General features: G+C 44.5%; 26 protein-coding genes and 1 other RNA gene. 17 read left to right on the top strand and 10 right to left on the bottom strand.

Annotated features, from left to right (window positions below; all coding sequences use genetic code 11):
* On the bottom strand, nucleotides 1-592 hold a 592-nt coding region (locus CWC03_RS23680), incomplete at its 3' end, for a hypothetical protein (RefSeq protein ID WP_212748164.1).
* A 356-nt stretch (nucleotides 593-948) separates the two neighbouring features.
* Between CWC03_RS23680 and CWC03_RS19725 the strand changes: the two genes are divergently transcribed.
* From CWC03_RS19725 to CWC03_RS23905, 12 genes are all read left to right on the top strand, one after another.
* Nucleotides 949-1,791 carry a major capsid protein P2 gene (locus tag CWC03_RS19725; RefSeq protein ID WP_010606456.1) on the top strand — a complete coding sequence of 281 codons (843 nt, stop codon included), beginning with the start codon at nucleotides 949-951 and terminating at the stop codon, nucleotides 1,789-1,791.
* Nucleotides 1,791-2,096, top strand: a complete 306-nt coding sequence (locus tag CWC03_RS19720; RefSeq protein WP_138583327.1) for a hypothetical protein — start codon at nucleotides 1,791-1,793, stop codon at nucleotides 2,094-2,096. The genes CWC03_RS19725 and CWC03_RS19720 overlap by 1 nt, the downstream gene beginning before the upstream one ends.
* Nucleotides 2,097-2,098: 2 nt before the next feature.
* Nucleotides 2,099-2,245: a hypothetical protein gene (locus CWC03_RS23540; protein ID WP_157782808.1), complete on the top strand. Its 147-nt coding sequence runs from the start codon at nucleotides 2,099-2,101 to the stop codon at nucleotides 2,243-2,245.
* Entirely contained in the window at nucleotides 2,245-2,448 is a 204-nt protein-coding gene (locus tag CWC03_RS19715; RefSeq protein ID WP_138583326.1) for a hypothetical protein, read from the top strand. The genes CWC03_RS23540 and CWC03_RS19715 overlap by 1 nt, the downstream gene beginning before the upstream one ends.
* Nucleotides 2,417-2,809: a hypothetical protein gene (locus CWC03_RS19710; RefSeq protein ID WP_249314087.1), complete on the top strand. Its 393-nt coding sequence runs from the start codon at nucleotides 2,417-2,419 to the stop codon at nucleotides 2,807-2,809. Before CWC03_RS19715 ends, CWC03_RS19710 begins: the two co-directional genes overlap by 32 nt.
* Nucleotides 2,799-3,746 (top strand): hypothetical protein, encoded by a 948-nt coding sequence (locus tag CWC03_RS19705; RefSeq protein ID WP_138583325.1) that lies wholly within the window; start codon nucleotides 2,799-2,801, stop codon nucleotides 3,744-3,746. The genes CWC03_RS19710 and CWC03_RS19705 overlap by 11 nt, the downstream gene beginning before the upstream one ends.
* A 2-nt stretch (nucleotides 3,747-3,748) precedes the next feature.
* Nucleotides 3,749-4,345: a hypothetical protein gene (locus CWC03_RS19700; RefSeq protein ID WP_138583324.1), complete on the top strand. Its 597-nt coding sequence runs from the start codon at nucleotides 3,749-3,751 to the stop codon at nucleotides 4,343-4,345.
* Nucleotides 4,342-4,662 (top strand): hypothetical protein, encoded by a 321-nt coding sequence (locus CWC03_RS19695; protein WP_138583323.1) that lies wholly within the window; start codon nucleotides 4,342-4,344, stop codon nucleotides 4,660-4,662. Before CWC03_RS19700 ends, CWC03_RS19695 begins: the two co-directional genes overlap by 4 nt.
* A complete protein-coding gene (locus CWC03_RS19690) occupies nucleotides 4,659-5,486 on the top strand; it encodes a hypothetical protein (RefSeq protein ID WP_138583322.1) in 828 nt (275 codons plus the stop codon). Before CWC03_RS19695 ends, CWC03_RS19690 begins: the two co-directional genes overlap by 4 nt.
* Nucleotides 5,487-5,498: 12 nt before the next feature.
* A complete protein-coding gene (locus tag CWC03_RS19685; RefSeq protein ID WP_138583321.1) occupies nucleotides 5,499-5,822 on the top strand; it encodes a hypothetical protein in 324 nt (107 codons plus the stop codon).
* A 66-nt stretch (nucleotides 5,823-5,888) separates the two neighbouring features.
* Nucleotides 5,889-6,299, top strand: coding sequence for a hypothetical protein (locus tag CWC03_RS19680; protein ID WP_138583328.1), 411 nt, complete (start codon nucleotides 5,889-5,891; stop codon nucleotides 6,297-6,299).
* A gap of 113 nt (nucleotides 6,300-6,412) precedes the next feature.
* Nucleotides 6,413-6,547, top strand: a complete 135-nt coding sequence (locus CWC03_RS23905; protein WP_274517155.1) for a hypothetical protein — start codon at nucleotides 6,413-6,415, stop codon at nucleotides 6,545-6,547.
* A gap of 175 nt (nucleotides 6,548-6,722) precedes the next feature.
* Here CWC03_RS23905 and ssrA read toward each other — a convergent pair.
* The 3 genes from ssrA to CWC03_RS19665 form a co-directional block, all read right to left on the bottom strand.
* Nucleotides 6,723-7,079: a transfer-messenger RNA gene (ssrA, locus tag CWC03_RS19675) on the bottom strand.
* Between the two features lie 209 nt (nucleotides 7,080-7,288).
* A complete protein-coding gene (locus CWC03_RS19670) occupies nucleotides 7,289-7,756 on the bottom strand; it encodes a hypothetical protein (RefSeq protein ID WP_138583320.1) in 468 nt (155 codons plus the stop codon).
* 327 nt (nucleotides 7,757-8,083) lie between these two features.
* Nucleotides 8,084-9,235, bottom strand: a complete 1,152-nt coding sequence (locus CWC03_RS19665) for a Card1-like endonuclease domain-containing protein (protein WP_138583319.1) — start codon at nucleotides 9,233-9,235, stop codon at nucleotides 8,084-8,086.
* Nucleotides 9,236-9,566: 331 nt separating this feature from the next.
* On the opposite strand from CWC03_RS19665, the gene CWC03_RS19660 reads away from it, so the two are divergent.
* Nucleotides 9,567-11,219 carry a flagellar assembly protein A gene (locus CWC03_RS19660; protein ID WP_138583318.1) on the top strand — a complete coding sequence of 551 codons (1,653 nt, stop codon included), beginning with the start codon at nucleotides 9,567-9,569 and terminating at the stop codon, nucleotides 11,217-11,219.
* A gap of 46 nt (nucleotides 11,220-11,265) precedes the next feature.
* On the opposite strand, the gene rnt is transcribed toward CWC03_RS19660, so the two are convergent.
* Nucleotides 11,266-11,940: a ribonuclease T gene (rnt, locus tag CWC03_RS19655; RefSeq protein ID WP_138583317.1), complete on the bottom strand. Its 675-nt coding sequence runs from the start codon at nucleotides 11,938-11,940 to the stop codon at nucleotides 11,266-11,268.
* A 164-nt stretch (nucleotides 11,941-12,104) separates the two neighbouring features.
* Here rnt and CWC03_RS19650 point away from each other — a divergent pair, with 164 nt between their 5' ends.
* Nucleotides 12,105-13,010 carry a flagellar protein MotY gene (locus CWC03_RS19650; RefSeq protein ID WP_138583316.1) on the top strand — a complete coding sequence of 302 codons (906 nt, stop codon included), beginning with the start codon at nucleotides 12,105-12,107 and terminating at the stop codon, nucleotides 13,008-13,010.
* Nucleotides 13,011-13,103: 93 nt separating this feature from the next.
* Here the strand turns inward: CWC03_RS19650 and CWC03_RS19645 are convergent, their stop codons facing one another.
* Entirely contained in the window at nucleotides 13,104-13,577 is a 474-nt protein-coding gene (locus CWC03_RS19645) for a DUF4352 domain-containing protein (RefSeq protein ID WP_039492389.1), read from the bottom strand.
* 103 nt (nucleotides 13,578-13,680) lie between these two features.
* Here CWC03_RS19645 and CWC03_RS19640 point away from each other — a divergent pair, with 103 nt between their 5' ends.
* Together CWC03_RS19640 and CWC03_RS19635 are read left to right on the top strand one after the other, a co-directional pair.
* Nucleotides 13,681-13,998 carry an Mpo1-like protein gene (locus tag CWC03_RS19640; RefSeq protein ID WP_138583315.1) on the top strand — a complete coding sequence of 106 codons (318 nt, stop codon included), beginning with the start codon at nucleotides 13,681-13,683 and terminating at the stop codon, nucleotides 13,996-13,998.
* A gap of 23 nt (nucleotides 13,999-14,021) precedes the next feature.
* Nucleotides 14,022-15,128: an amidohydrolase family protein gene (locus CWC03_RS19635; protein ID WP_138583314.1), complete on the top strand. Its 1,107-nt coding sequence runs from the start codon at nucleotides 14,022-14,024 to the stop codon at nucleotides 15,126-15,128.
* Here CWC03_RS19635 and CWC03_RS19630 read toward each other — a convergent pair.
* Nucleotides 15,112-19,317, bottom strand: a complete 4,206-nt coding sequence (locus tag CWC03_RS19630) for a DEAD/DEAH box helicase (RefSeq protein WP_138583313.1) — start codon at nucleotides 19,315-19,317, stop codon at nucleotides 15,112-15,114. The two genes, CWC03_RS19635 and CWC03_RS19630, sit on opposite strands and share 17 nt — an antisense overlap.
* A gap of 208 nt (nucleotides 19,318-19,525) precedes the next feature.
* Nucleotides 19,526-20,782, bottom strand: a complete 1,257-nt coding sequence (locus CWC03_RS19625) for an aromatic amino acid transport family protein (protein WP_138583312.1) — start codon at nucleotides 20,780-20,782, stop codon at nucleotides 19,526-19,528.
* A gap of 278 nt (nucleotides 20,783-21,060) precedes the next feature.
* Here CWC03_RS19625 and CWC03_RS19620 point away from each other — a divergent pair, with 278 nt between their 5' ends.
* The gene (locus CWC03_RS19620) at nucleotides 21,061-21,822 is read left to right on the top strand and encodes a peptidylprolyl isomerase (protein ID WP_138583311.1); all 762 of its coding nucleotides are present in this window, start codon (nucleotides 21,061-21,063) and stop codon (nucleotides 21,820-21,822) included.
* Nucleotides 21,823-21,947: 125 nt separating this feature from the next.
* On the opposite strand, the gene CWC03_RS19615 is transcribed toward CWC03_RS19620, so the two are convergent.
* Nucleotides 21,948-22,178, bottom strand: a complete 231-nt coding sequence (locus CWC03_RS19615) for a hypothetical protein (protein ID WP_039492375.1) — start codon at nucleotides 22,176-22,178, stop codon at nucleotides 21,948-21,950.
* 152 nt (nucleotides 22,179-22,330) lie between these two features.
* Entirely contained in the window at nucleotides 22,331-23,926 is a 1,596-nt protein-coding gene (locus CWC03_RS19610; RefSeq protein WP_138583310.1) for an ABC-F family ATPase, read from the bottom strand.
* Between the last annotated feature and the right edge of the window lie 27 nt (nucleotides 23,927-23,953).

Raw genomic sequence — 23,953 nt, 5'->3', positions numbered from 1 at the left:
CAAATGCTTCAACTTCTTCAAGTTCTTCAGCTTCTTCAAGTTCTTCAGCTTCTTCAAGTTCTTCAGCTTCTTCAGCTTCTTCAGCTTCTTCAGCTTCTTCAATGTCTTCAACTTCTGTTGGCGCGGCAGAGCTTTCCTGTAATTTAGCTGCTTCTGACTTTAAACGTTTATTTTCATCTAGCGCCAAATCTAAATCTCTCTCAAGTTCTCTGTTTTTGTATTTCAGAGCATTACTTTCTTCAAGAGCTTTGTCTAACTCATCACTTGGTACGTAATCTCGCCAGCCAACTCGTTTAAAGAACCAAGCTAATACTAAATCCCAAAAACGTTTACATAGTTCTGCAAAGTTATTAAGTGAGTGACCAAAAACAACCACAAGAAATGTCATGATCAGAGGCCACCAAAAATAAAGTTCAAGACCTGTGTATTGAAATCGTTCTAGTTTTAAACTGAATTTAAGCGGTTCAAACATAAACCAACCGAATGCCTTCCAGTTCCAAACAACGAACAACCAAGAAAAGGTAAAAAGAAATGGATTTGATACTCGCTCTTTGAGCGAATCCACGAACCCTTGTGTATCAAAAGCAGACATTTGATTCCTTCATAAATGTAAATTTCTGTTAATTTAACCTAATAGGTTACCCCTGCCAACTCCCCATTGACGCTAACCGAAACGCTTCTCTACGTTAAAAAGCACATTCACCACAACGAGAGAACACTTAACCATGAATCAAATATATCTAGCAGTAAGTACGGGCTCTGCGGTTGTGGCGTTTGTACTCGTAAAACTTCTATCAGGAAAGCAACAACCAAAGGGACATGAACCAAATGAATAAAGCGATGAAAGGACACTTGATTACTGCTGGTATTGCGGCGGTTATCGCAGCGGCAGTGGTATGGGCATCAAACAACGTTGATGCAGTTGAAGACGTAATTGGGTAATTCATCATGAGTGTAATTAAGCATTTTAGACCGTCGGTATTGCAGTTGCCATCGCCAACGGGCAGCAACTACAGTGAAGAGTGGACAATCAAGCTTCAGGCGGGTTTAACCTATCATTCGATTGAGTTAGAAACCAACCTAAAGCACGTTGAGACCATTAAAAAAATCACGCTGGATATTGGCGGTACACCTATCGTGCAAGTGACTAACAAAATGTTGGATTTACTAGACACGATGTATGAAAAGTTCAAACAAACAGGACGTTTTGTATTGGACTTTAGCCAACACGAGTACCGTACACATGGCGGTATCTTTATGACTGAGCTGGTTACGTTGCTAACTGATGACGTCACCCTAAAAATTGAAGTTGGCACTAAAGGCGCTAGTGACCCAACGTCACCCGTGATTATGGGTAAGGCGTTCGTGACGGACACTAACCAGTTAGGCCGTATCTTTAAACCAACACGATACGAGTTAACGCAACATGCGGCGGCGGCGGGTGAGCACTCTTGGACAATGCCAAACACGGGTCCTAATCGTTGGGTGCAAAAAATGGTGTTTGACGAGTCAGAAGTCAAAATCACCAAAGTGCGCGTTAAGCGTGGTGGCCGAACAGTTGAAACGCTAACCCGTGAAGACATCGACTATCAATTGCAGCGCTACAAAGGCGTGAAGCCTCAAGCAGGTTATCTGCTGTTGGATTTCACACTATTTCGCTTTGGCTCTGCCAACGCAATGCCAACACTCGGCCTTAACTTTGAATTTGAAGTGGACAGCAACGGCGCGATTAAAACCTATGTTCAAGGTTTTGACCAAGTAAAGCCGTTTCCCGTTCCTAAGGGGGCGTAATGTCTAATTTTTTGCCTGAGTTCCTATCAGACGGATTTGAGAGCGTATCAGGCTGGTATAACGAGTATGTTGATCCACACCTAGGCAAAATTGACGAGTTACTTGGGATTGGTCGCACAGCATACGAGCAAGAAGCCGCGAAAGACCCTGAGGTGTTGAAGCGAGCTGAGCCAGTCAAAGGTCGAAATAAGGATGGTTCGACAGTGGTCGCGCAACCAAGCGTACAAATGCCGTTTAGCCAAAACACCATGATCTTTGGTGGTATTGGTGCGGCAATTATATTGGTCTTACTACTAAGGAAATAGTTATGCCTGTATTTGTTTGGCCGCTTGTAACAGGGATTGGTGGTTTAATCGTGGGTAGCTCAATGGGCAGTTTGATGCGCTCCGTGGTTAAAATCGCCACCGTTGCAGGGCTGGCCTATGGTGCATTTTTGTTATGGGGGCAAGGCTAATGCTTCCCCTGCCACAAAACTTTACCAATACGGGGCAAATGCCGATTAATGGCGGTCATGCTACGTCGGGGAACGGTGACTCTGTTTATAACAATCACACCCGATTTGGTGGCATGACCTACAACAAAGGCGTCCCACAGTGGGCAATTTTTGCGGCCGTTGGTGTGGCGCTTGTACTGGTATTTGGCCGTGCAAAGCGTTGAGCTAACTGATTCGGTTTTACGTGTTCTGCGCCCCGCGCTTTTTAATGCGATAGGGACAATTAAACGCGAGATACGACAAGGAATATCACAACTTCACCAAATAGGGCAATTGTACGTGGTGACGCGCAAGGAAGCGCAAGAGTTGGTGATAGTCGCAGTCGCGGGGCGCAACCTTTTACATGCAGTACCATCGCTTATTCGCTATGCGCAACAGCAGCAATGCGGCTCAATACGGTGGCATACACGTAACCCTGAATACATTCGGCACGGATTTGCCAATTTACCAGCACAGCTGGTTGAAAAACGAAGAGGGATTTTTCATGACGAATACGTTTATAGGTTGGTGTTAAATGGGCGGTAAATCCAAAAGTAGTCAAAGCACTTCAACCAATCAAACCTCTACCAGTGTCGTCAACGATGGTCAGTTTGCAGGGGCGAGCAATGTTGATGCAAGTCGTACGGATATACGTAATGACTACGACATAGACAACTCAGTTCGCAATGACTTTGATATTGATAACTCAGTGCGTCAAGACATAGATAATTCAGTCGAGCAGCGCTGGAGCGATTCATTTAACACTGACAATTCAGTCACAAATGAAATTCAGCAAGATATTGATAACTCAGTCACCAACGAATACGACCAATCACAGGAATATAGCGACTCATTCAACACTGACAACTCTGTTCACAATAACGGTGAATTTGCGGGTAACAGTGGCGTTGTCAATATTCTTGATGGTGGCGCGATAGATAGGGCGTTTGATACCGCAGACATTGCTATTCAGCAAATGGCAGGACTAAACGCAGACCTAGCGGATGTGTACAGCAAAGCGCTGAGCGGGACAACCGAACTCAGCATTGAGCATTTAGCACAAGTGACAGGCCAAAGCATTGGCGCAGTGACCGACCTAAGTGCTGATTTAGCAGACACATTATCTCAAGGCTATAACAATGGTCTTGCGACAGTGAGTGAGCTATCTAGCGATGTGATAACAGCCAATCAAGAGCTGGTAGCGGCAATGTCGGGTGATTTAACGGCGGTGCATCAGTCCAATATTGAGCATTTGACGGGGACGCAATCAAGCGTGACCGAGTTCCTAACCAAGTCGCAAAACGAGAATGTGAAAGCAAACTCGTTGGCTCTGGATAGAGTGGCTGCGCTTGCAAAAAGCACATCGTTGCAGGGGCAGGATTTAGTCGCGCAATCGGCTAGCAGCATGATTAAGTATATCTCAGTCGCGCTGGGCTTAACGGTTGCCGTTGTTGCAGTGGCACTGATAGCAGGGAAGAAGTAACGATGGCAAAAATAACCATAGCAGCTAACTCGGCTCGTTCGGTAAGTACCGCGGCGCGTTGGTTATCCATTATCAATGCGTCAGACACCTTTGCAATTGAGTGTAATGCATTTACGGACGTAGTGGGCGCGGTTGGCCGTCAATACGACCTAGATAAAATCTCTACGGTCACATTCATCAATGAAAGTGATGAGTTGCTGCACATAGAATATGAAGTGGCAAATCTTCGGATCACTTCAACGGCATCTAACAACGTCAAAATCACGAATGCACTGACCATTGCCCGAGTGCTGGACACATTAAACGTGCGTGCGGTCAATGTGTCGGCCACTCGGTTTAATTCATTGGATGACATCATTGTTGAACCCCATAGCCGCAAGCGGTTGGTCGTAGACAATGAGTTACGCCATGAGCTGATAATCAAAAATATCAGCGTACACAATGAAACCGTTCGTGTTGGCGGTAGTGATTGCGGGGCAACCAATGGCTTGCCAGTTGTTAAAGGCGGCACGCTTGCACTCACTAATGGCGCTGAGGTTTACGCCTATAACACTGGTGATAGTCAGGCCAAACTTAGCATAGTTGAGGTGTTGCAATGAGCTACTTAGTTGAGCCAATGAATACCGATGTGCTTGCACAAATACTTATGCAGATTGACCCCGCGCAAACTGATGCGGTGACACTTATGCACGGTATTGCCAATTCACAAACGGCACTCGCAACGGCGGTAACTGGACTACTCACCCGCGAGCTGCAAACGTGGCGTGATAACAATGTACTGACCAATATTGTGAGCCAAAATGCAGCACAAAACCTAACACTAGGCGCTGACTTGAATACAGCAACGGAAACACTAGTCGAACTCTCAACCGTTCGATTAGAACAGATTAACGAACAAATTAAGGATGATGTATGAGTGATTTGCAAAACATGGCTGATTTAGTCAGCACCGGCAATCAACTACTAGACGACATTCGTGGCGGTGCAATCTCGCGCATGGCGCACGAACACCAAACACAACAAGCTGAGTTCAAGAGTGAGCATGATGCAAAAAGCGCTCAGTTCCAAGCCGAACACAATGCAATAGTGCAACAACAAACAGCTGCGGGTAATGCAAAAATTGCCGAGATTGATAGCTATATTGCGAATGGACGTGATAGGCAATCTCACGTGCGCTTATCAAAAAATCAAGTATTAAGCGGCGTCGAAGTGCCAAACTTTTGGTCTTTAGGCGTCACAAAGCGGACAACCCTTTTAGAGCGCGTCGCGTCAGGTGTACTACCAGAGAACAGAACACCGTTAGCACGAGAGTTTTTGTCGGCGATAAACTGCGATAGACAGCATTTTGGAACTGCTTTCAATATATGGGAAATTGAGATTTACCCGCATCATGTGGGTGGAGCAAATCAGGGGTATGGCATTTGGCAACATATTAAAATGAGTGGAGCAGTTACAGTCGCTGCGATAGTTAAGCATATTTCTGGAACAGTGCCGACAGGGTTTTATTGTGAGGGGTTAGCTGCTAATGAACCTGCAAAGTTGTGTGGTACTGCATTTGGTGTTTCAACAAATAGAAATCACTACTTGCACATACACCCGATTGTAGATGGCATTGGCAAAGATATTTCAGAAACAACGGTAATTCAAATTGCATTACCTGCTGCGGTAACTGGTTTTGTAGATTTGTCTAAAGGTGCATGGGGACAGTTCCCGTACATCGGTGACAGTGCATTTGATTAAGCAAGGAAAGTTATGGATATTCAAATTAATAAAAGCGGTAGTTGGATTACAGTAGAGAGCAATGTTGATGTTTCAACACCAAATATTGCACTCACACAATTTGTCAGTGAAATGTACGGCACGACAGATTTCCGAGTGCAGCTTACTGAATCAGAAATACTCAAAGCCCGAGCAGTTAGCTACCGTAATGAGTCAGACAACGCATTACTTGAGCTGCTATGCGACGAGGTGTTGCCTCAGTTGTCTTCACAGCTAACAGCCGAAACGGCAGATAAACTAAACACATGTTTAGCCGCTCGACTTGAAATCAAACAGCGTTACCCAAAACCCGCTTAGGCATAGACCATGCCTAAGCATCTAATCGCAATAGGATTTGCAGTAGTAGCAATAGGGATATTCTTAATGGAACAACCAAACTTAAACGTTCGGAACAATAACCCGCTCAATATCCGTGAAAATGGCACGGATTGGGAGGGGAAAGTAGGGCATAGCGGTGGGTTTGTGAAATTCACCTCTCCTGAGTATGGGTTTCGGGCTGCTTACCGCACGCTGATGACATACCGAAATCACCACGGTTTAGACACCATTGAGGGCATTGTCAGCAGATGGGCGCCAGATAACGAAAACCACACAGAGGGTTATATCAACTACATTCGTGAAAAAATGAACCTTCAACCAACAATCACGAACTTCTGGAGCGATACCGTACCACTCGAGCGCTATGCAGAACTCATGTTACACATGGCCAACATGGAAGGTGCAAAAGGCGCGTTTACAATTGAACAGGCTCGACGCGGAATTGTATTGGCATGAATGGAAAATGGCTGATCACAACTGTCTGTGGTGCGGTGTTAGGTGCGTTTGTTGTCTATCAGATAAAGAAGCGCACAAAGGGAATTTTAGACGACAATTAATAAGGAAATGTCATGACAGAGAAAGTGAAAAAAGCTGCAACATCGAAAACGTGCACAGCTATTGTTAGTGCAGTGGGTGGTGCTCTGGCAGTAACTAACCCAGAGATTGCCGCAGTGCTAAAAGCAGTGTTACCACTGTTCTTCTAAACTGAAGTACTTGACTGGAAGCCGCTATATGCGGTTTTTTTTGTGCATTATTCTCGGGGGCACACTGGGGACATTCCACGCCCAGATCTACCCCATATTGAACCAATTACCAAACCATAGATAAACAAAAACCCCATCAAAAACAGTGTTTTGATGGGGTTTCAGTGTCGCTATTTGGTGGAGCTGGGGGGATTTGAACCCCCGTCCGGAAAGCGTCGACCTTCGGTCCTACATGTTTAGTATCGTCTTTTGGTTAACCTTTAAATCTCGGACGAACACGATAAGTAAAGGCGAGGCCGCTTAGTTTTAGCCCTTCAACCCCGGCCAGGGTTTCCGTAGCGATCTTGTGTAGGGTGACACTCCAGAACCAGATCCACAAGAATATCATGGAGGAGTGCTAGCGGGCTATTATGCCGCTAGAGCGTAGTTATCGTCGTTTGCGATTACTTTAAATACGGCTTTTTTACGAGGCCAGCCGCACCTCGACATGCACCTTAGGCTTCTTGAATCCCGTCGAATCCTAATCAGCCCCTGAATAAATTCAGTACTGTTAGTGTCTATACATCTAACAACTAACTATGTCTCGCATTATACATAGGATTAATGTCATTACAATGGCTTATCATGCCATTTGCTGATGATTTCACGAAGCAGAGGCGTGTTTGATTAATTACTCGCCGATTGCTGAACAAGACCGTAAGCATTGATTATATGTATAACGGGTTGGCTTGATTTGTGCGGCTAGGCACTTGCGAAGAATCGTCCTTTGTCACCATATTGATAGTTCTCTAAAGTATTGAGCAGCTTTTCAGAGAATTGAATTTCTGTTTCTGAGCGGCCACTCCGACGAGCCTCTCTTAACCTGGTCTTTTGCATGGCGATAACGTCGATTTTTTCATTCTCGGCTCGTGAAATATCGGCAGGAGAGGGGATTCCACTCCCCTGGTTTAGGCCTTGCTTAACAGCAAAATAATGTAAAGAAAGCGAAGCATGTTGCCCTAAATCCAATATTCCTTCGTCATATAGTGCTTTAGATGCCACAGCCAGCTCTTTCATGGTCATATGGGTAAAGTCGAATTGTACCTCGTTGATGTGGCTAGTTGTTGCCTCTGATGCTGGCAAAACGCTTCCCTTCGCTTCATTTTCGATTGATTGCGCGCGTCGTGCCTGAACCTGATTATATAGCATTGCTTGGTGTTGAACTTTCATTTAGCAAATCCTTCTGAAATACGTATAACAACTTCAGCAAGCTTTATGCCCAAAAGTGGCTCAATAAGTTTAAACCTTCTAGTCAAGGAGTGCATTTTCACTTGTCCCGATATGAACCATGAAGGTTGAAACGCTATTTCGTTGTTTAAGGAGTTGGAGGCATTGATATCTGACGAACTCAGCTCTAAAGTCATGTTGTAGGATTGTGCTAAAAGGAAAGTGATTTATTGTACGGCGACAGAAAGCGGAGCACTCGCTACCGCTTTTATGTGTTTGTAGGGTTGATAAACGCAGCGCCAAAAACGCTGGGTATGTTGCCTTTTGTGTTTACGCTCCGCGCAACCAGTTGCGTAGCCTATCTTTAAGTTGGCTAAGGTCGTCTTCGCAGATCAGGCCAATTTCTAGCGCTTTGGCGCGCAGTCTTTCCGAGGTTCTAATACCTTGATAGCTCACTAGTAAGCCTCTTGCTTGTACGCCGCCAAATAATTCGCTGAGTGAGTCGAGTTTATAAATCACTTGGTTGCCTTCCCCTTTACTAAACTTTTTGGTTTTGCATTCAATGAGGTGAAGCTTATTGTTGGCGAGCGCTACAATGTCTAGCTCGTTATTGACATAGCCTTGTCCCACGCGACGTTTAATCGCAACGCCTTGGGCGACATCTTGTAAAATGGTGAGTTCTTTTTTTAGGCTGAGGAGGGTGGCGTAAACATATTCTTCTAGCCAGCCACCGTTGGCAAAAAAGCGAGCGCCTTCATTAGCAAACTTTAATTTGTCGTCTTGCCTTGTGGCGACGTTAGCATCTTCTAAATCGTCAATGAGTGTTTGCAAACTTGGGCTATTCATTTGGCTGCGACTCAAAGGCTCACTGATAAGTCCATTATCTTCGCTGCTGGCAGCGAGGTAGTTGAGCTGGGCGAGGGCATGGCTATAATCCGTTTGACTGGTTGCCCATTTTGCGCCGAGCTGGCGATAGCGAATATCAACGATACCCTCATTTGCAATTTCGGTGATATCGCCGTCGATGAGGTTAAAAAAGTCACGTATCTTTAATTTATCGGCAAGGATGGTGTTGGCGCGCTCTGTTGGTACAAGCCAGTGAAGTTCGTCGCGCTCGGGCTCAATGATAAAACACTCTATTGGATAGGCGCGGATCACCTCATACATCGAGAGCAAGTGTTGGCGGTCACCGCAACTGGCATTAAACACAAATTGGGTATCTGGTTGTTCGCTAATGAGAGTGTCAATAAGTTGGTGGAAGCTGTCGATTAAGGTGTCGCTATCTCGGCTGGTAGGAATAAGGGCATGATGTACTTTCACCCCTCTTGGCCCCAGCACTCTTTTAATATCTTCAAGATTTTGTTGTTGTTGAGATTCTATTAAATAGAGTATTTCATCTGAGTCGATATTGTGGTCGAGTACCGGCGTAAGTGAATTGATAAAGTTGGTGTCGATAAAACTAAGGTGTACGTGCTTTGTCATGGCTGTCCCTAAAATTTATGTCCGTCGTAAAAGATGAAACTACCCTATAAAACGGCAAGTGTAAAACGGAGTAATACTTAGTTATGAATTTGACGCTACTAAGCGCGAAACCCTAAAGTTTGTCTAAAGCTTTGCATTGTAAAGCCGATAAATCTAAGGAAAATAATAAGTTGTACTTTTGATGCACAGAACGATTTACATTCATTTATATTTTGTAGCAGTTCAGGTGATGTTAAGCTTAACAATTTGGCGAAGTTATGCTCAAATGAGTTCGCTGCATTAAAAATAACAACATAACAATAAGATCGTGCATACTTTTCAGGGTTGATGAATGTCATTATTTCGTTTTGATGAGGATGAGGGCTATGTCTACTTACTCTCTCATCCAGTGGAATCCGGGTTTCCGGCGAGCTCGTCTCAACTAATTGAGATGATAGAGGAATCGCCATATGCGGATTTTGAAATCATTCATGCCAATATCGGCCAACTGTTTACAGCAAGTGAGGCGCCTGAGCAGGACTCGCTGATTGTGGCTCGTGCTATCGATGCGTCTATTTCTGTGCGTATTGAAGAAGGCAATATGCTTGCTGAAGCGAGAGTAACCACTGCCCGTGGCGGTAAGTTGGTTTGTATGAATAAGGCCAAACAAGCATTAAAACAAGCGGGTATTAAAAAAGGTGTCAGTGGCAAAGCCCTCGATAATCTGCTCGGTCAGCAGTTAGAACTCCCTCCTGGACACACTTACAATGGTATTGTTGCGCATGGTCAACGAGCCAAAGATGGCAATGACGCACGGTTTGTACGCCTGTGTATGACAGCGCAGGACAGAGTGCTCAGCCCGCAAGAGTCGAGCGGTGGTAAAGTCGATATGCGTAATTTAGGCGCTATCATCACCGTAAAGCCGGGCAGCCCATTAATGAAAAAAGTCCCACCAACTGAAGGCGAGCCGGGCTATACCGTGTTTGGTGACGTGATTGACCCTAAACCAGGCAAAGACGCGCCACTTGAAGTGTCAGAAGGCACCAAGCTTGACCCCAATGACAAAAACTTACTTATTGCCGATTCAAAAGGTGTGCCTGTAGCCGTTCCTCGTGGTATGCGCGTTGATGATGTACTGTGCTACGAAAACATTGATGTGACGACTGGGCATGTTGAGTTTGATGGTAGTGTGATTGTAAGTGGTGATATCAAAGATGGGATGCGCGTTAAGGCTTCAGGAGATATTACCGTTATTGGTTTTGTGGAGTCGGCTATTCTTGAAAGCGGTAGCGCGGTTACGGTTATGCTTGGTACGATAGGCCGTAAGCGCACTGAAGGTGAACCTTTTTCATGTTCAATTAAAGCAAAGCGCAGTGTTTCGTTAGGTTATGCGCAGTACTGCCGAATTGAAAGCGAACAAGATATCCTCATTGAACGTCAAGCTTTGCATTGTGACTTGGCTTCCAAGCGTTTAATCAAAGTAGGTAAAGGTGAAACCCCCAGAGGCAAACTGATTGGCGGAAATGTATTGGATGCCATGCGTATAGAAACGGGTGAACTTGGGGCGCCTTCAGGCACAAGAACGCGTATTTCATTAGCCCAAGACTGGGATAGTTTGCATGATAAGTACCGCGAATTAGTGGAGCTGGAAAAGGTGCTGGCGTCCAAAGTCATTGATATTAAACAAGCCATGAATAAAGCACAGGCGTCGCCGCAATCTCAAAAACGAGATGCGTATCTTGCCAAGTTGCAGCACAGCGAAGCGCAGATAAATAAGCATTATGGCCGTAATCAGCGTAACATCGGTTTAATACAGCAAAAAATACATCGATTAGCACGCTTGAGTCGAGTCACTGTTAATGAGCTGATGCATCCCGGAACTGAAGTAAAAATAGCGAAAGACACTAAACTGTTTTCACGAATTTACCCGCCTAATTTCGTTAAATTGCATGAAGGTAAGATCATGCAACAGTTTACGACGGCCAAAACCGCAGAAATAGCTTAAAAACGAGCACTTATAAAAATGCCAGCTGGATTTGCTGGCATTTTTATTATTCGGTGTCGGTTGTTGAATCAGGTTCTGACTCGGCTTCAGGCTCTGGTAACGGCCAGCCACCTAATGCTTGCCACTTATTGACTATGTAGCAAAAGAGCTCTGCGGTGCGCTCTGTGTCGTAAAGTGCGCTGTGTGCTTGACTGTTATCGAACTCGATACCCGCTGCACGACATGCCTTTGCAAGCACCGTTTGGCCTAGAGCAAGCCCTGCAAGTGAAGTGGTATCAAAGCTGACAAATGGGTGAAAAGGCGTACGCTTTATCTTGTTACGCTCAATAGCTGCATTTAAAAAACCGTGATCAAAAGCGGCATTATGGGCAACGACAACGGAGCGCTGACAGCCTGCGGCTTTTTGGGCTTTACGCACGGCTTTGCAAATTTCTTTCAGCACTTCATCTTCTGCAACTGCGCCTCTAAGTGGTGAAAATGGATCAATGCCATTAAATTCAATCGCAGCTTGCTCAATATTTGCGCCTTCAAAAGGCGCAACATGAAAGTGTACTGTCTGATCTAAGCTTAACACCCCGTCATCGTCCATTTTTAACATACTGACGGCAATTTCTAGTAGGGCGTCAGTATCTTTATTAAAGCCAGCGGTTTCCACGTCGATAACTACAGGAAAGAAGCCGCGAAAGCGTTTTGAAAATAGCGTTTGCTCGGTATCAGACATAATCTTCTTGGTTTGTGAAATTTAGCGGCCTATTATACTGATACCTCGACAAGAAGCGAGCAGCTTGAGAGCGCTTAGTATGGTACATTTATTGCTTAACTCTTAATAGCGCGAATTGGTAGAGACAAGCTCTAGTTTTTGGCGTGTTGAGCGCGTGTAGATTAATGGTTGATGTTGTGAGGTGTGGGGTGAGCAAGTTATATAAATCAGTAGGTTGGGTTGGTATATCGTTATGCGCTATGACCTTTAATAGCGAGGCTGCAATGCGGCAATACGCTGCCGAAGCTGATTCATCACATTGGAATGTTGACCAAAACAATCGTTTGAGTTGTGCGCTTAATCATGAAGTCCCGTATTACGGTGAAGCTATATTTTCAAGTAATGCCAGTAAAAATAAAGACTTAACCTTTAACCTCGATATGATGGTACGCCCAGAAAGTTACGATTTTGCAGGACTTGAATCGGTGCCACCGCTTTGGCGAGCCGGCAAACCGGCAAGAAGTATCGGTCAAATGAAATTACTGAAAAAATTTGACGGTGAACTTGAAAATGACATCGCGTGGCAGTTGCTGACTGAGCTTGAAAAGGGCTACTTTCCCACTTTTTATTATAAAGATTGGCACAACGACATAGATAAAATCTCAGTTTCTTTGTCATCAGTGAACTTTAAACAGGCGTATTGGGCGTTCTTACAATGTCGCGATAACTTGTTGCCATACAGCTTTGAAGACATCGCTTTTACGGTGATGAATTACAAGAAAAATTCCAGCGAACTGACAAAGTCGTCACGCAAACGCTTAGATATGATCGGCGAATACCTTAAAAATGACCCGAAAATTGAGCAAATTTATATTTCGGCCTATAGCGATAGTTACGGTGGCCGTGATACCAACCTGAGATTGTCAAAGAAACGTGCGGAGGCGATTAAATCCTATATGGCGAGCTTAGGGGTTGAAGAGAATAAGATTATGACTGACGGCTTTGGCGAAAAACGGCATATTGATACCAACGACAACGCCATTGGTCGCGGTAAGAACCGTCGAGTCGTGATCCAAATTTCGAGACCTTGATGTTGGGGTTTTTGTTGTTGGTTGTGGGTTGTTGGGTTAAGTTGTCGGCTTAAAAGCCGACCTACAAGCCGAGACACGGTGCTGATATCGGTTTTATTCCAATACCGTACTACATGACGCTTTTAATGCATCGGCATGACTGAGCTGATTGTGATAGGTGATGGTAATGGGCTGTGCAGTGTTTATCTCATAAGCCAGTGCTAAATCTAATTCTACGCTTTTACTTTGCCCGGCATTTAGGGTCATAAACTCATTAGCTGAGGGCGCGAGTCGTTTCGCCATTGGTCCTTGATAATTAAGCGACTTACCATTTTGTGTCACCTCTAAAAATTGGCTCCACCAGCCTTCAAAAGGGGTATGCCAAATTAGAAACTTTTCATCATTATGGCCTGCGTTGGTAAAAGTGAAATTAATGGGGTAGGTCATACCTGAGTCGGAGCCCTTGCTTACACTGCATTGAATGTTACTCTGTGCATTCATCGTTGCCTCTGATTTTGTAGTTGGGGCGGTGTCGTTGCAAGCTTGGAGCAGCATCGCAGCGGTGATCATCATTAGGGGTTTCAACATACTGTTTTTGAGCCTGTTGCCACGCTCATTCCTTTTTTATTTTCAACGTAAATACTTTGCACTATGCTGAGTATTACAGTCGAATAACGAATCGCATACTCTCATGACTAAAAATAATAACAAAGAGTTCAATTCTTTTGCATCGTTTTACCCTTATTACCTTGCGGAGCACAAAAACAAAACTTGTCGTCGTTTGCACTTTATCGGCTCAACCTTAGTGCTTTTGATTTTGCTCATTGCGCTGGTTTTTGCACATTGGTCTTTATTATGGTTGTTGCCAATCGCAGGTTATGGTTTTGCTTGGGTAGGGCATTTCTTTTTTGAGAAAAATAAGCCTGCGACATTTCAATATCCGCTGTATAGCTTGATGGGTGACTGGGTCATGTACAAGGACATTATCCGTGGTAAAGTACCTTGGTAAAGGAGACTCAGTAGATAATAAAAATGAATGTAAAACAAAGTGTTATTGCTATTAGCTGTGCCGTTTTACTGGCTGGTTGCCAAAGTGTGGCAGCCACTGGCACACGCACGCTAGCAACTTTTAGTGTAGATAATACCCAGTGTTACGACCGCAAGGCGCAATCTAGTTATTTTGCCGTTGATTCCCATCACCATTTTCAGCCATTTCGGGGAGATGCGGTGCCGTTTGATAAGCTCGTTACTTGGGCAGAGCGTGCGGGAGTGGTGTTTGTCAACGTTTATGGCATTGGTCAAACCTACGAGCGAAAGCCTGATTGCTTTGGTGAGCGTGGCTGCTACAGTCAGTTGATTTCACCCAGCATTCAAAATGACTTTAAAAATGCGAGCAATTATCTTAAATATGGCGCAGATAACGTGCATATAACCTTGTCTATGACCTTTGCTGACTTACACAAACCAGAGACTATTTTGCCAAAAATGGCACTACTCGAAGACGAGTTTGGTGACTTATTTCGTTGGATGGGAGAAGTGAATTTAGTCAAAGCGGCGCATTTTGGTAACGGCCATCAAGCGGTAGAAAAAGAGACTATCGCCAAGTGGCAGCCATTTATGGCTGTGCTAAAAGAAAAGCGTATTCCGCTTGCTCTGCACGCTGACTTAGGCGGTAACAACACGCCACTTAAATACTTACCTTTGCTTGAGGAAGTGCTAAAGCGCTACCCAGAAAACGATATTATTTGGATGCACATGGGAGTATCAAAAGAGCTAAGCCAAATTGATCCGGAGCTACACATAAACACCATGGAGCGGTTATTCTCCCAATATAAAAACCTAAAGGCCGATCTGTCATGGCGAATTTTGTACGACTATTATTTTAGCGACCCGAAAATTCAGGGGCAGTATGTTGAATTTATTAATGCCCATGCTGAGCGCTTCTTGCCGGGCAGTGATTTCGTCGCCAGTAAAAATAAACGCTTTTTCGATTATTTAGAGGAAGTTGATATCAATAGCCGAATTCTTGCCTCTCTTGACGACAATGCTTTTCGCCGGATCGCCTTAGGTCAAAACTATTTTTCGCTGTTAGATTTACCTTATCGCGCGCCAGAGATTTGTATTACAGCGTCTCCTTGAGCATGGATAGCACATCGTTTACGTCTAGCTTCATCACTTTATCGGTATTCGCGAGCAATTGATCCGCGAGGTCTTTTTTATGGTGATGGAGCTCGACAATTTGTTCTTCAATCGTGCCTTTGGCAATTAAGCGATAAATAGTAACGGGGCGTGTTTGTCCCATTCTATGTGCGCGGTCTGACGCTTGCTCTTCAACCGCAGGATTCCACCAAGGATCCATGTGAATAACATAATCTGCAGCGGTAAGGTTCAAACCAGAGCCTCCGGCTTTGAGGCTTATTAAAAATACCTCGCCTTCACCTTTTTGAAAGGCATTCACGGCCTGCTGACGTGCTTTGCTTGGGGTGCTGCCATCTAAATACTGAAAACGGATCCCGCGTTTTTCCAAGCGAGCTTTGATAAGTTGCAAATGGCCTACAAACTGACTGAATATAAGTGCCTTGTGATTGTTCTCTTGCAGCTCGGTCAGAAGCTCATCCAATGCCGCTAATTTCGAGCTGGTTATCTGACTTTCTGCCATTAACAGTTTTGGATGACAACAGGCTTGGCGCAAGCGGGTTAGCGCTGCCAGCATTTTAAAGCGCTGTTCGTTGGCACTGTCTTGCTGTGTTGACTGTGAAATTTCGTCAATGGCGTTTTGGCGTAGCGCTTCGTAAAAGGTTTGTTCTTCTTGGCTCAATTGAATTGGTACATTGATCTCAGTGCGTGGTGGCAATTCAGTTAATACCTGATGCTTCATACGGCGCAGAATAAAAGGCTGGATCAGGTGTTTGAGGCCTTTACGGGCGCGGTGTGCTGCGAGCTTATCTTCATTGGCGTTTTCAATGGGAGCGGAAAACTTTTCGCTAAAGCGTTTGAGGTTACCGAGCAACCCTGGGTTTACAAAACGAAAGAGTGACCAAAGCTCTGTGAGGTTATTTTCTATTGGGGTCCCTGTGGTGATCAGCTTAAACTTGCCTTTGAGCGCGCATGCGGCTTGAGTACGTTTTGCTAAAGGATTTTTTAGCGCTTGGGCTTCATCGGCGACAATGGTTTCAAAAGCGATAGGCTTTAAGATATCAACTTCGCGCTGTAGTAGACCATAACTTAATATCACACAATCCAGTGGTTGCAAGTTGCTCAGCATCTCAGCTCTAGCATCAGAATGTGGATAGTCAGAGAAGAGTTTCACCGACAAGGTTGGAGCGAATTTTTGGATTTCTTGTTGCCAGTTGAAGCAGACCGAAGTTGGCGCGATGACAAGCGTTGGGCCGACATTGGCACGGGCCAATATTATCGCCAGCGCTTGGATGGTTTTACCCAACCCCATATCATCGGCAAGGCACGCACCTGCACCCCAATGGGCAAGTCGCATTGCCCAGTCAAATCCCGCCTGCTGATAGTCGCGCAGCTCGGCTTGTAATGTTGAAGGAAGCGTTGGAGTCAATGCGACGGCTTGCTGCATTTTTTCGTTTTGCTCTTCCCAGGCCGGCAAGGTTTTCATCCGCATTCCAGTGGTGGCTTCAGCAATTAAAGGCGCAGCTAGCGGGTGAAACTTTCCGCCTTCGGTCGCGTTATTGAGCTGGTCAAGTTGCGCTTTTAACTCACTTGAAAGGGCGAGTATTTGCTCACCGTCCAGCGCAATAAAGCGGCCATTGCTAGTGGCAACCATTTTCAGAAGCTGTTTAAGTTCGATAACTTGGTCATTACTTACTTGTAGCTCGCCGGTCATGTCGAACCATTCATTTTTCTTGCTCATGGCAAGTTGCAAATGTTGGCTTTCGAGCTTGCTACTGAGCTTAACCTTTTTGCCTTTAGGCCATCTGAGTTTTAGCGCCATAGGGCAAGGCTCTTGATTAATCACCAGCTCAAGTTCTTGCAGCACCTCTAGCGCTTCATCCATTTCGGCTAAACTTAAGCGATTATCCGTCATCTCCAAAAATAGCGGACAGTGCGTATCTAACTCATCCAATCTTTGCTGCTCAAGTAGCAAGTTTCGGGTGGTGGATAAGCGTTTACCATCAATTTCTGCGCTGACAGTGGCAATACCGTGCCCGGGATGAAAAATCGGCCCCTTTTCGCCAAAGGGCATAGCCACACAGTGAAAATCGAGGCCTTGATGATAAGGTTGAATGTTAATAACAAGTGCCGATTGCGCCTCGATACTATCCAGCCCAGTATCTATATCTGCTAAATCAGACTGTACATTGAGATAAGGTGCGATGGCTTTAATACTCGACAGCACCTTTTGTTTTGCACTGGCAGGCACAGTTAATCCGGATTCACCAATAATCTCGGCGACCTGTATATGTGATTGGTTAAACACAACAAACTCGTAGTGATGTTCAGCTTGCTGAATAAATGAGTAGGTTTGCGGTTGACCAAAATAGCTAGGTAAATTAGGAATAGAGAGTAGCAGATCGTCGCCATGTTGACGGATGTGTAATTCGGGAGATTTCTCGGCAATGGTAATGGCGTGTTTTAAGTCGTCTTCATGGTATAGGTTTGTGGCGCCGATAGCGGCTTTTAACGCGGGAATTCCAGCAAGGGCATAGTCCGCACGACTATTGTAGCCATAACCTGACTGTGGTGCGATGGCATCGATCAGCTTTTTATCAGACTGACTGATATAACTAAATTTCTCGGGGTGCTGTTTCAGTTGTTTGCAGGAAATTGGCTTACCTTTACCCCAGCCTGTTTTACCTTGCTTTTGCTCGCGTGCTAAAAACTCAATATCAAAGCGACCTTGCCTAATTTGCCAAATCAGGCGAAATTGCTCGTCAACTTCTTGGCTGGTATTTGCGTTCGGGTTTAGCGCAATAAGCTTATCCAGTGCCAAATCCCATGCCGTCTTTTTGGCAACGAGATGGCTAATATTCAGCTCGGGATTAAACGCAAGTGGGTATTGCTCACCGTGCATTGCCAGCATCAACTGCTTTGCAAGCCCGGTAAAAAGAGGTAAAGAGAGGCACTCAAACGTTGCGATGCAGTCGTCGAGACAGGCAAGCGCTTTGGCATCTAAGCTTTGATTACACCAGAAGTGTGCAAAGCAGTCGAGTAAGCGACCTAAGTAATAGTCAAAAACATGAGATTTCTTCAAGCTTGAATAATTTAAGTGGGCGCTGCTGTAGGTACTGTTTTGCGACAAGCTCTCTGCGCAGTATAACAGCACGTTATTGGCAAAGAAGTTGTTATAAGGTGCTTTGCTGTCTTGGCTTTCAAACTCAAGCTGTTGCGAGAGGGTGTCAAATAATGCGGCATCATGGCTATTGGCTTGTTGCAATAATGCCAACTTATGAAACAAACCCAGTGTTCTACCTAGGTACTGTTTTTTACGTTTGGTGATTTTGTCTTTGGCTTTTAGTGCTTGTTCAAAACAAACGATAAGGTTGTCGTGTTGTTGTAAAAAAGCAATGCTTGCCATAATTTGTGCACTATAAGCGGTTTGGATATTGGCTACCAACGCCTGAGCCTTATCCAATTGCAGGGTATAGATTTGATATTCTGCTAATAAACAGGTCAGTAACGGGTTTTGTGTCTTTGCTTGAACCTGTGTGAGTATTTCAAGTGCATAACTGATGCTGTGACCACCTTGTAGTAAGGTATAGAGCAAAGTTGCAAAAGCTTGATATTGCAAGTCATCAGAAAGCGCCGAAAATCCTTCAACTGAAAAAGGATAAAAATACAGTGGTAATAGCACTTGATTGGTCTTATGACACACCGCCTGTGGGTCTTTCGCCAGTCCTAAATGATTGCGGGCTTTTGGTAGTTGATTGATAAATAAAAAGTCTCGAATTAGTCGCTGTTCATCGGCAAATTGGCGCTCCCATTCATAAGCATTCAGTACAGGGATAAACTCTTCTGCGGCGTTAAGGATTGCTAAAAACTGGCCGTCAGCCATGACCCGATGGCTTAAACTGGTCGCGAGTTTTAGGTTTATTTGCACTCCATCTTCGTTAAAAGTCACTAACCCGTCTGAGCGCCACTTCATAAGTTGGCTATGACTTACACCTTGTTCAAAGTCATTTTCGGGGATGATCTCTTTTGCCACGAGCGTTTGAACTAGGCGTTTGAGCTTGATTGCTGAAACTGGTTTATAGACGACCGCCAGCACACTCAACAGCGTTTGCTCGTGCACAGGTAAGTTATGCACTTGATTGATTAGCGCTGTGATTTCTTCGTTAATTGCTGGTGGAAAGTCAAAATTCATCGTTTGGTCGTAGTATTCAATTTAAGACACTGAAAACTACCATAATTTAGTCTGAACTGCCATGAAGAGAAACAAAGTCAAAGTTCATTTTTCGGTTATGGTGGTTCATTCAATACACTGAAAACTAGTACTATATTTAGTCTGAACTGCCATGAGGATAAGCAACAAGAAAGATAGAGAGGTGAGGGAGGCGATGCCTCCCTTTTCGTTAGCCTAGCATGTTATAGAGTAATGCAGAAACCGCCAGCAAGCCGACGAATAGCACAAAATAAGTGCCAATGTGGCTTTTGTATTTTTGTAATGCCGGTACTTTAAACACGGCAATGGTTGGCATGATAAACAAGATCATCGCAATGATCGGGCCTGAGATAGCCCCCATCATGTCCAAAATACTTGGGTTTAATACGGCGCATACCCAAATAGCAACAAACATAAATACCACGCCTAGCTTGTCAGCAAGCTTATAGCTCATGCTCGTTTGCTTGGTTGCAAGGCCGTTAAAGCTTTCACGTGCACCAAGGAAATGGCCTAGGAAAGACGAAGTAATCGCGATAAATGCCACAAGCGGGCCAAGCATTTCAATAAACGGATTATTATACACGTTAGCTAAATAGGATAAAACAGACACGTTCGCCGATTTTGCTTCTTCCATTTGCTCTGGTGTTAAAGAGAATACGCAGGAGAATACGAATAGCAAAACAAACACTATCAACATAATGGAGGTCGTACGAAGGATCGCTTCTGATTTTTGAACTGCCTCGCTTTTGTAGTGACGACGCTGCACGTTGGCAAAGCTAGAAATGGCGGCTGCATGGCTAAATGAAAATACTACGATAGGAACGGATAGCCAAAGTAACTCGGTTAAGCTCGCAACATCAGGCGTGCTTACCACTGGCATTTGCCAGTTAGGCACTAAATAGAGTGACAAAAACAGTAATACCCCAACCAGCGGGTAAACCAAAATAGCAAAAGCGCGCAGGAGCAGCTTTTCGCCGCCTAGCATAATGGCAATCATCCCGGCAACGAGCACACCAGAGAGTAAAATACGAGACGGTGACTCAAAGCCAAGTTGATTGACGATAAAGCTGTCGACGGTATTGGTTAGGCCAACACCATAAATAAGCAAAATAGGGAAAATAGAGAAAAAGTAAAGTAAGGAAATTAAACGGCCAGCACCTGCGCCGAAATGTTCTTCTACTACATCCGTAAAATCAGCATTTTTTTGCTTTGATGAAAGGACGAACCGGGCTAATCCTCGGTGTGCTAAATAGGTCATAGGGAAGGCAAGCACGGTCATGATAACGAGTGGCCAAAAGCCGCCAATACCAATGTTAATTGGCAAGAATAAAATACCTGCTCCGACCGCAGTGCCAAATAAGCTCAATACCCAATGTGTGTCGTGTTGTGTCCAGCGCCCATTGTCGACGGTATTCATCTCCATCGCTGCTTCAGAGGAATTACTCATATACTTGTTGTCCTGGATTTAGAATTATAATCGGGCGCATCATATAAAAAATGACGAAGTGTTGCATGTATAAACCGTCTACTCCGAGGAGTTATGCGGTGAAATTCGTTTGTTTGACTAAAACTTGCTCAAGATGTGGTGGGTTCCTAACCGGTTTTTGTAAATCTAAGTCTGCAAATGTTCTTAATTGTTACCACTGACAATGAATTGCTAGCCGACTTATAAATAAATTTTTATTCTAGTTTGCAAAGAGAATTAAAATAACCAAGTGGAAAAGTATGTTCAAGCTAAACTCTCTATTGCTCGCTTCAACCTTGTTAGGAAGCTTTGCTGCTAATGCAACGATTGTCGAATTTCAAACTTCTCATGGTAGCTTTCAGGTCAATCTATTTGATGAAAGTACGCCTAAAACCGTGGAAAACTTTTTGAAATACGTAGATAACGGGCGTTATTCTGATACGGTAATTCACCGCGTTATTCCAGATTTTGTTGTGCAAGGTGGTGGCTTCAAATATGAAGGAGATGTGCCTCTTGATGCCATCGCTACTTACGATGCTGTAAAAAATGAACCTAAATGGTCTAACGTAAAAGGCACTATTGCAATGGCAAAGGTAGCAAATAGACCTGATAGTGCGACAAGCCAATGGTTCTTTAATTTGGTAGATAATAGTAAAAATTTGGACGTTGACAACGGTGGCTTCACGGTCTTCGGTCAGGTGACTGGCAGTGGCATGGAAATATTAGAAGCGATAGCAAAAATTCCTCGTTGTGGTAATGTGCCATTAGTTAACTTCACTGATGAACAGTGTAAAGATAGCAATAGTGAGCCGGGAGCAGCTAACTTTGTAACCATAAACGCAATTACTGTGCTGGATGATGACCCCAAATCAGCTCAAGGCTTAAGTCCAAAAGCAAATACCTTGATTGATCAAGTGCCTGATAAGCCTTCAACTGACTCTGATTCATCTGGCGGTTCAATGTTTGCCGGCCTTATGTTGTTGGCTGGTATTTTCGGATTTAGACGTAGATTTCATAGGTAACCAAATCACTTTGGTTGCAGATGCTAACGATAGCATCACAGTCCCTAGTTAACCTGATCTCAGGTTAATAACTTGGAAGCGCACTTCGGTGCGCTTATTTCTTTGTTATTAAGTTATTGTTTTCGTTATTCGTCTTCGCCGAACAGTGCAATCGCTTTTGTCGTTAAACTATACTGATCACGGCCATCCGCTTGGATAAGCCCTTCATTGAGGTGAGTGGTTACAACATCTTCGAGTAGTTGTTGATCCACATGCGGGAGTGAAAAAGTGTGGTGATTGATATCGCACGATTCTGGAAAGCTTGCTTTCAGCTTAGACAGCAACATTATCGAATACATATTCTGTAAACGTTCCATAGCCGACCCTTTTATTATTCCAATTTTTGCGAGAACAATCCTAACAGCAAAATTGCGGGTTTGTCTATTTTTTGTGCTGGTTTATGAGGGAGCAAAGATCCGATGTGCTTGAGAAAATACAAAGGGCCAATGTGGCCCTTTACAGTCTAATCTTATACAGCTTCAGCCGCTTTCTTCGCGAGGTATTCGTCGTACGTACCATGGAAGTCGGTGATCTTACCGTCTTTAATTTCCCAAATGCGCGTTGCAAGTGATGAGACAAACTGGCGGTCGTGGGATACGAAGAATAACGTACCTTCGTATTGCTCAAGTGCCAAGTTGAGAGACTCGATTGATTCCATATCCATGTGGTTTGTTGGTTCGTCCATTAGTAGGATATTTGGCTTATGCATCATGATTTTACCAAATAGCATACGGCCTTGTTCACCACCTGAGATCACCTTAACTGACTTTTTGATGTCGTTTTGAGAGAACAGCATACGGCCAAGGAAGCCGCGTACGACTTGCTCATCATCGCCTGGCTGTTGCCACTGTTCCATCCATTGGAAAAGATCCAGATCTTTTTCAAATTCGTCAGCATGATCTTGCGCATAGTAACCAATATTGGCGTTTTCTGACCATTTATACTCACCTGCTTGCGGCGCTTTACGCCCCGCTAAGGTGTTGAGTAGTGTCGTTTTACCGGCACCATTTTCACCGATGATGGCAACTTTCTCGCCAACTTCAACAAGGCCATTTAGGTCAGAGAATAGGGTGTCGTCATAACCTTGTGATAGCGAGGTAAGCTCAAGTGCGTTACGGAATAGCGGCTTTTCCTGCTCAAAGCGAATAAATGGATTTTGACGACTTGACGCTTTAACTTCTTCCAGCTGAATTTTGTCAATTTGCTTAGCACGAGATGTGGCTTGTTTTGCTTTTGATGCGTTTGCAGAGAAACGCGAAACAAACTGTTGTAGCTCGGCAATTTGCGCCTTTTTCTTCGCGTTATCTGAAAGCAGGCGCTCGCGAGCTTGTGTTGCCGCAAACATGTACTCATCGTAATTACCAGAGTAGATTCGCAGTTCACCATAGTCGATGTCCGCCATGTGTGTACACACTGAGTTTAGGAAGTGACGGTCGTGAGAGATGATGATCATAGTACAATCACGTTGATTCAATACGTCTTCCAACCACTTGATAGTATAGATATCCAAGTTGTTGGTTGGTTCGTCTAGGAGCATGATATCTGGCTCTGCAAATAATACCTGTGCAAGTAGTACACGCAGTTTCCAGCCAGGAGCAACTTCTGACATCAAGCCATAATGTTGCTCGGTTGGAATACCCACACCGAGGAGTAATTCACCGGCTTTTGCTTCTGCGGAATAGCCATCCATTTCAGCAAATTGCGTTTCAAGATCGGCAACACGCATGCCGTCTTCTTCGCTCATTTCAGGTAATGAGTAAATGCGATCGCGCTCTTGCTTGATTTCCCACAGCTCTTTATGACCCATGATCACTGTGTCTACAACCGTATATTGCTCGTAGGCAAATTGATCCTGATTTAGCTTAGCGATGCGCTCGTTTGGATCGTAGTTTACGTTACCTGCACTTGGCTCTAGCTCTTTGCTTAGGATTTTCATAAAGGTGGATTTACCGCAGCCGTTAGCGCCTATTAGGCCATAGCGGTTGCCGTCACCAAACTTAACGGAAATATTCTCAAACAGTGGTTTTGCACCAAACTGCATAGTGATGTTGTTACACGAAAGCATAAATTTGACTCATTACTGACAATTGCG

Source organism: Pseudoalteromonas sp. S2755 (assembly GCF_005886535.1).
In the GTDB taxonomy this organism is placed as follows: domain Bacteria; phylum Pseudomonadota; class Gammaproteobacteria; order Enterobacterales; family Alteromonadaceae; genus Pseudoalteromonas.
The sequence above is the reverse complement of the archived record's forward strand: the minus strand, read 5'-3'. Positions and strand labels throughout refer to the sequence as shown.

Coding starts and splice junctions, on each gene's coding strand:
- CWC03_RS19630 (WP_138583313.1), bottom strand. CDS start 19,317: ATGAATTTTGACTTTCCACCAGCAATTAACGAAGAAATCACAGCGCTA.
- CWC03_RS19670 (WP_138583320.1), bottom strand. CDS start 7,756: ATGAAAGTTCAACACCAAGCAATGCTATATAATCAGGTTCAGGCACGA.
- CWC03_RS19645 (WP_039492389.1), bottom strand. CDS start 13,577: ATGTTGAAACCCCTAATGATGATCACCGCTGCGATGCTGCTCCAAGCT.
- CWC03_RS19720 (WP_138583327.1), top strand. CDS start 1,791: ATGTCTAATTTTTTGCCTGAGTTCCTATCAGACGGATTTGAGAGCGTA.
- CWC03_RS19695 (WP_138583323.1), top strand. CDS start 4,342: ATGAGCTACTTAGTTGAGCCAATGAATACCGATGTGCTTGCACAAATA.
- CWC03_RS19665 (WP_138583319.1), bottom strand. CDS start 9,235: ATGACAAAGCACGTACACCTTAGTTTTATCGACACCAACTTTATCAAT.
- CWC03_RS19725 (WP_010606456.1), top strand. CDS start 949: ATGAGTGTAATTAAGCATTTTAGACCGTCGGTATTGCAGTTGCCATCG.
- CWC03_RS19640 (WP_138583315.1), top strand. CDS start 13,681: ATGACTAAAAATAATAACAAAGAGTTCAATTCTTTTGCATCGTTTTAC.
- rnt (WP_138583317.1), bottom strand. CDS start 11,940: ATGTCTGATACCGAGCAAACGCTATTTTCAAAACGCTTTCGCGGCTTC.
- CWC03_RS19685 (WP_138583321.1), top strand. CDS start 5,499: ATGGATATTCAAATTAATAAAAGCGGTAGTTGGATTACAGTAGAGAGC.
- CWC03_RS19705 (WP_138583325.1), top strand. CDS start 2,799: ATGGGCGGTAAATCCAAAAGTAGTCAAAGCACTTCAACCAATCAAACC.
- CWC03_RS19620 (WP_138583311.1), top strand. CDS start 21,061: ATGTTCAAGCTAAACTCTCTATTGCTCGCTTCAACCTTGTTAGGAAGC.
- CWC03_RS19615 (WP_039492375.1), bottom strand. CDS start 22,178: ATGGAACGTTTACAGAATATGTATTCGATAATGTTGCTGTCTAAGCTG.
- CWC03_RS19680 (WP_138583328.1), top strand. CDS start 5,889: ATGGAACAACCAAACTTAAACGTTCGGAACAATAACCCGCTCAATATC.
- CWC03_RS19650 (WP_138583316.1), top strand. CDS start 12,105: ATGGTTGATGTTGTGAGGTGTGGGGTGAGCAAGTTATATAAATCAGTA.
- CWC03_RS19610 (WP_138583310.1), bottom strand. CDS start 23,926: ATGCTTTCGTGTAACAACATCACTATGCAGTTTGGTGCAAAACCACTG.
- CWC03_RS19625 (WP_138583312.1), bottom strand. CDS start 20,782: ATGAGTAATTCCTCTGAAGCAGCGATGGAGATGAATACCGTCGACAAT.
- CWC03_RS23540 (WP_157782808.1), top strand. CDS start 2,099: ATGCCTGTATTTGTTTGGCCGCTTGTAACAGGGATTGGTGGTTTAATC.
- CWC03_RS19690 (WP_138583322.1), top strand. CDS start 4,659: ATGAGTGATTTGCAAAACATGGCTGATTTAGTCAGCACCGGCAATCAA.
- CWC03_RS19660 (WP_138583318.1), top strand. CDS start 9,567: ATGTCATTATTTCGTTTTGATGAGGATGAGGGCTATGTCTACTTACTC.
- CWC03_RS19700 (WP_138583324.1), top strand. CDS start 3,749: ATGGCAAAAATAACCATAGCAGCTAACTCGGCTCGTTCGGTAAGTACC.
- CWC03_RS19635 (WP_138583314.1), top strand. CDS start 14,022: ATGAATGTAAAACAAAGTGTTATTGCTATTAGCTGTGCCGTTTTACTG.
- CWC03_RS23905 (WP_274517155.1), top strand. CDS start 6,413: ATGACAGAGAAAGTGAAAAAAGCTGCAACATCGAAAACGTGCACAGCT.
- CWC03_RS19715 (WP_138583326.1), top strand. CDS start 2,245: ATGCTTCCCCTGCCACAAAACTTTACCAATACGGGGCAAATGCCGATT.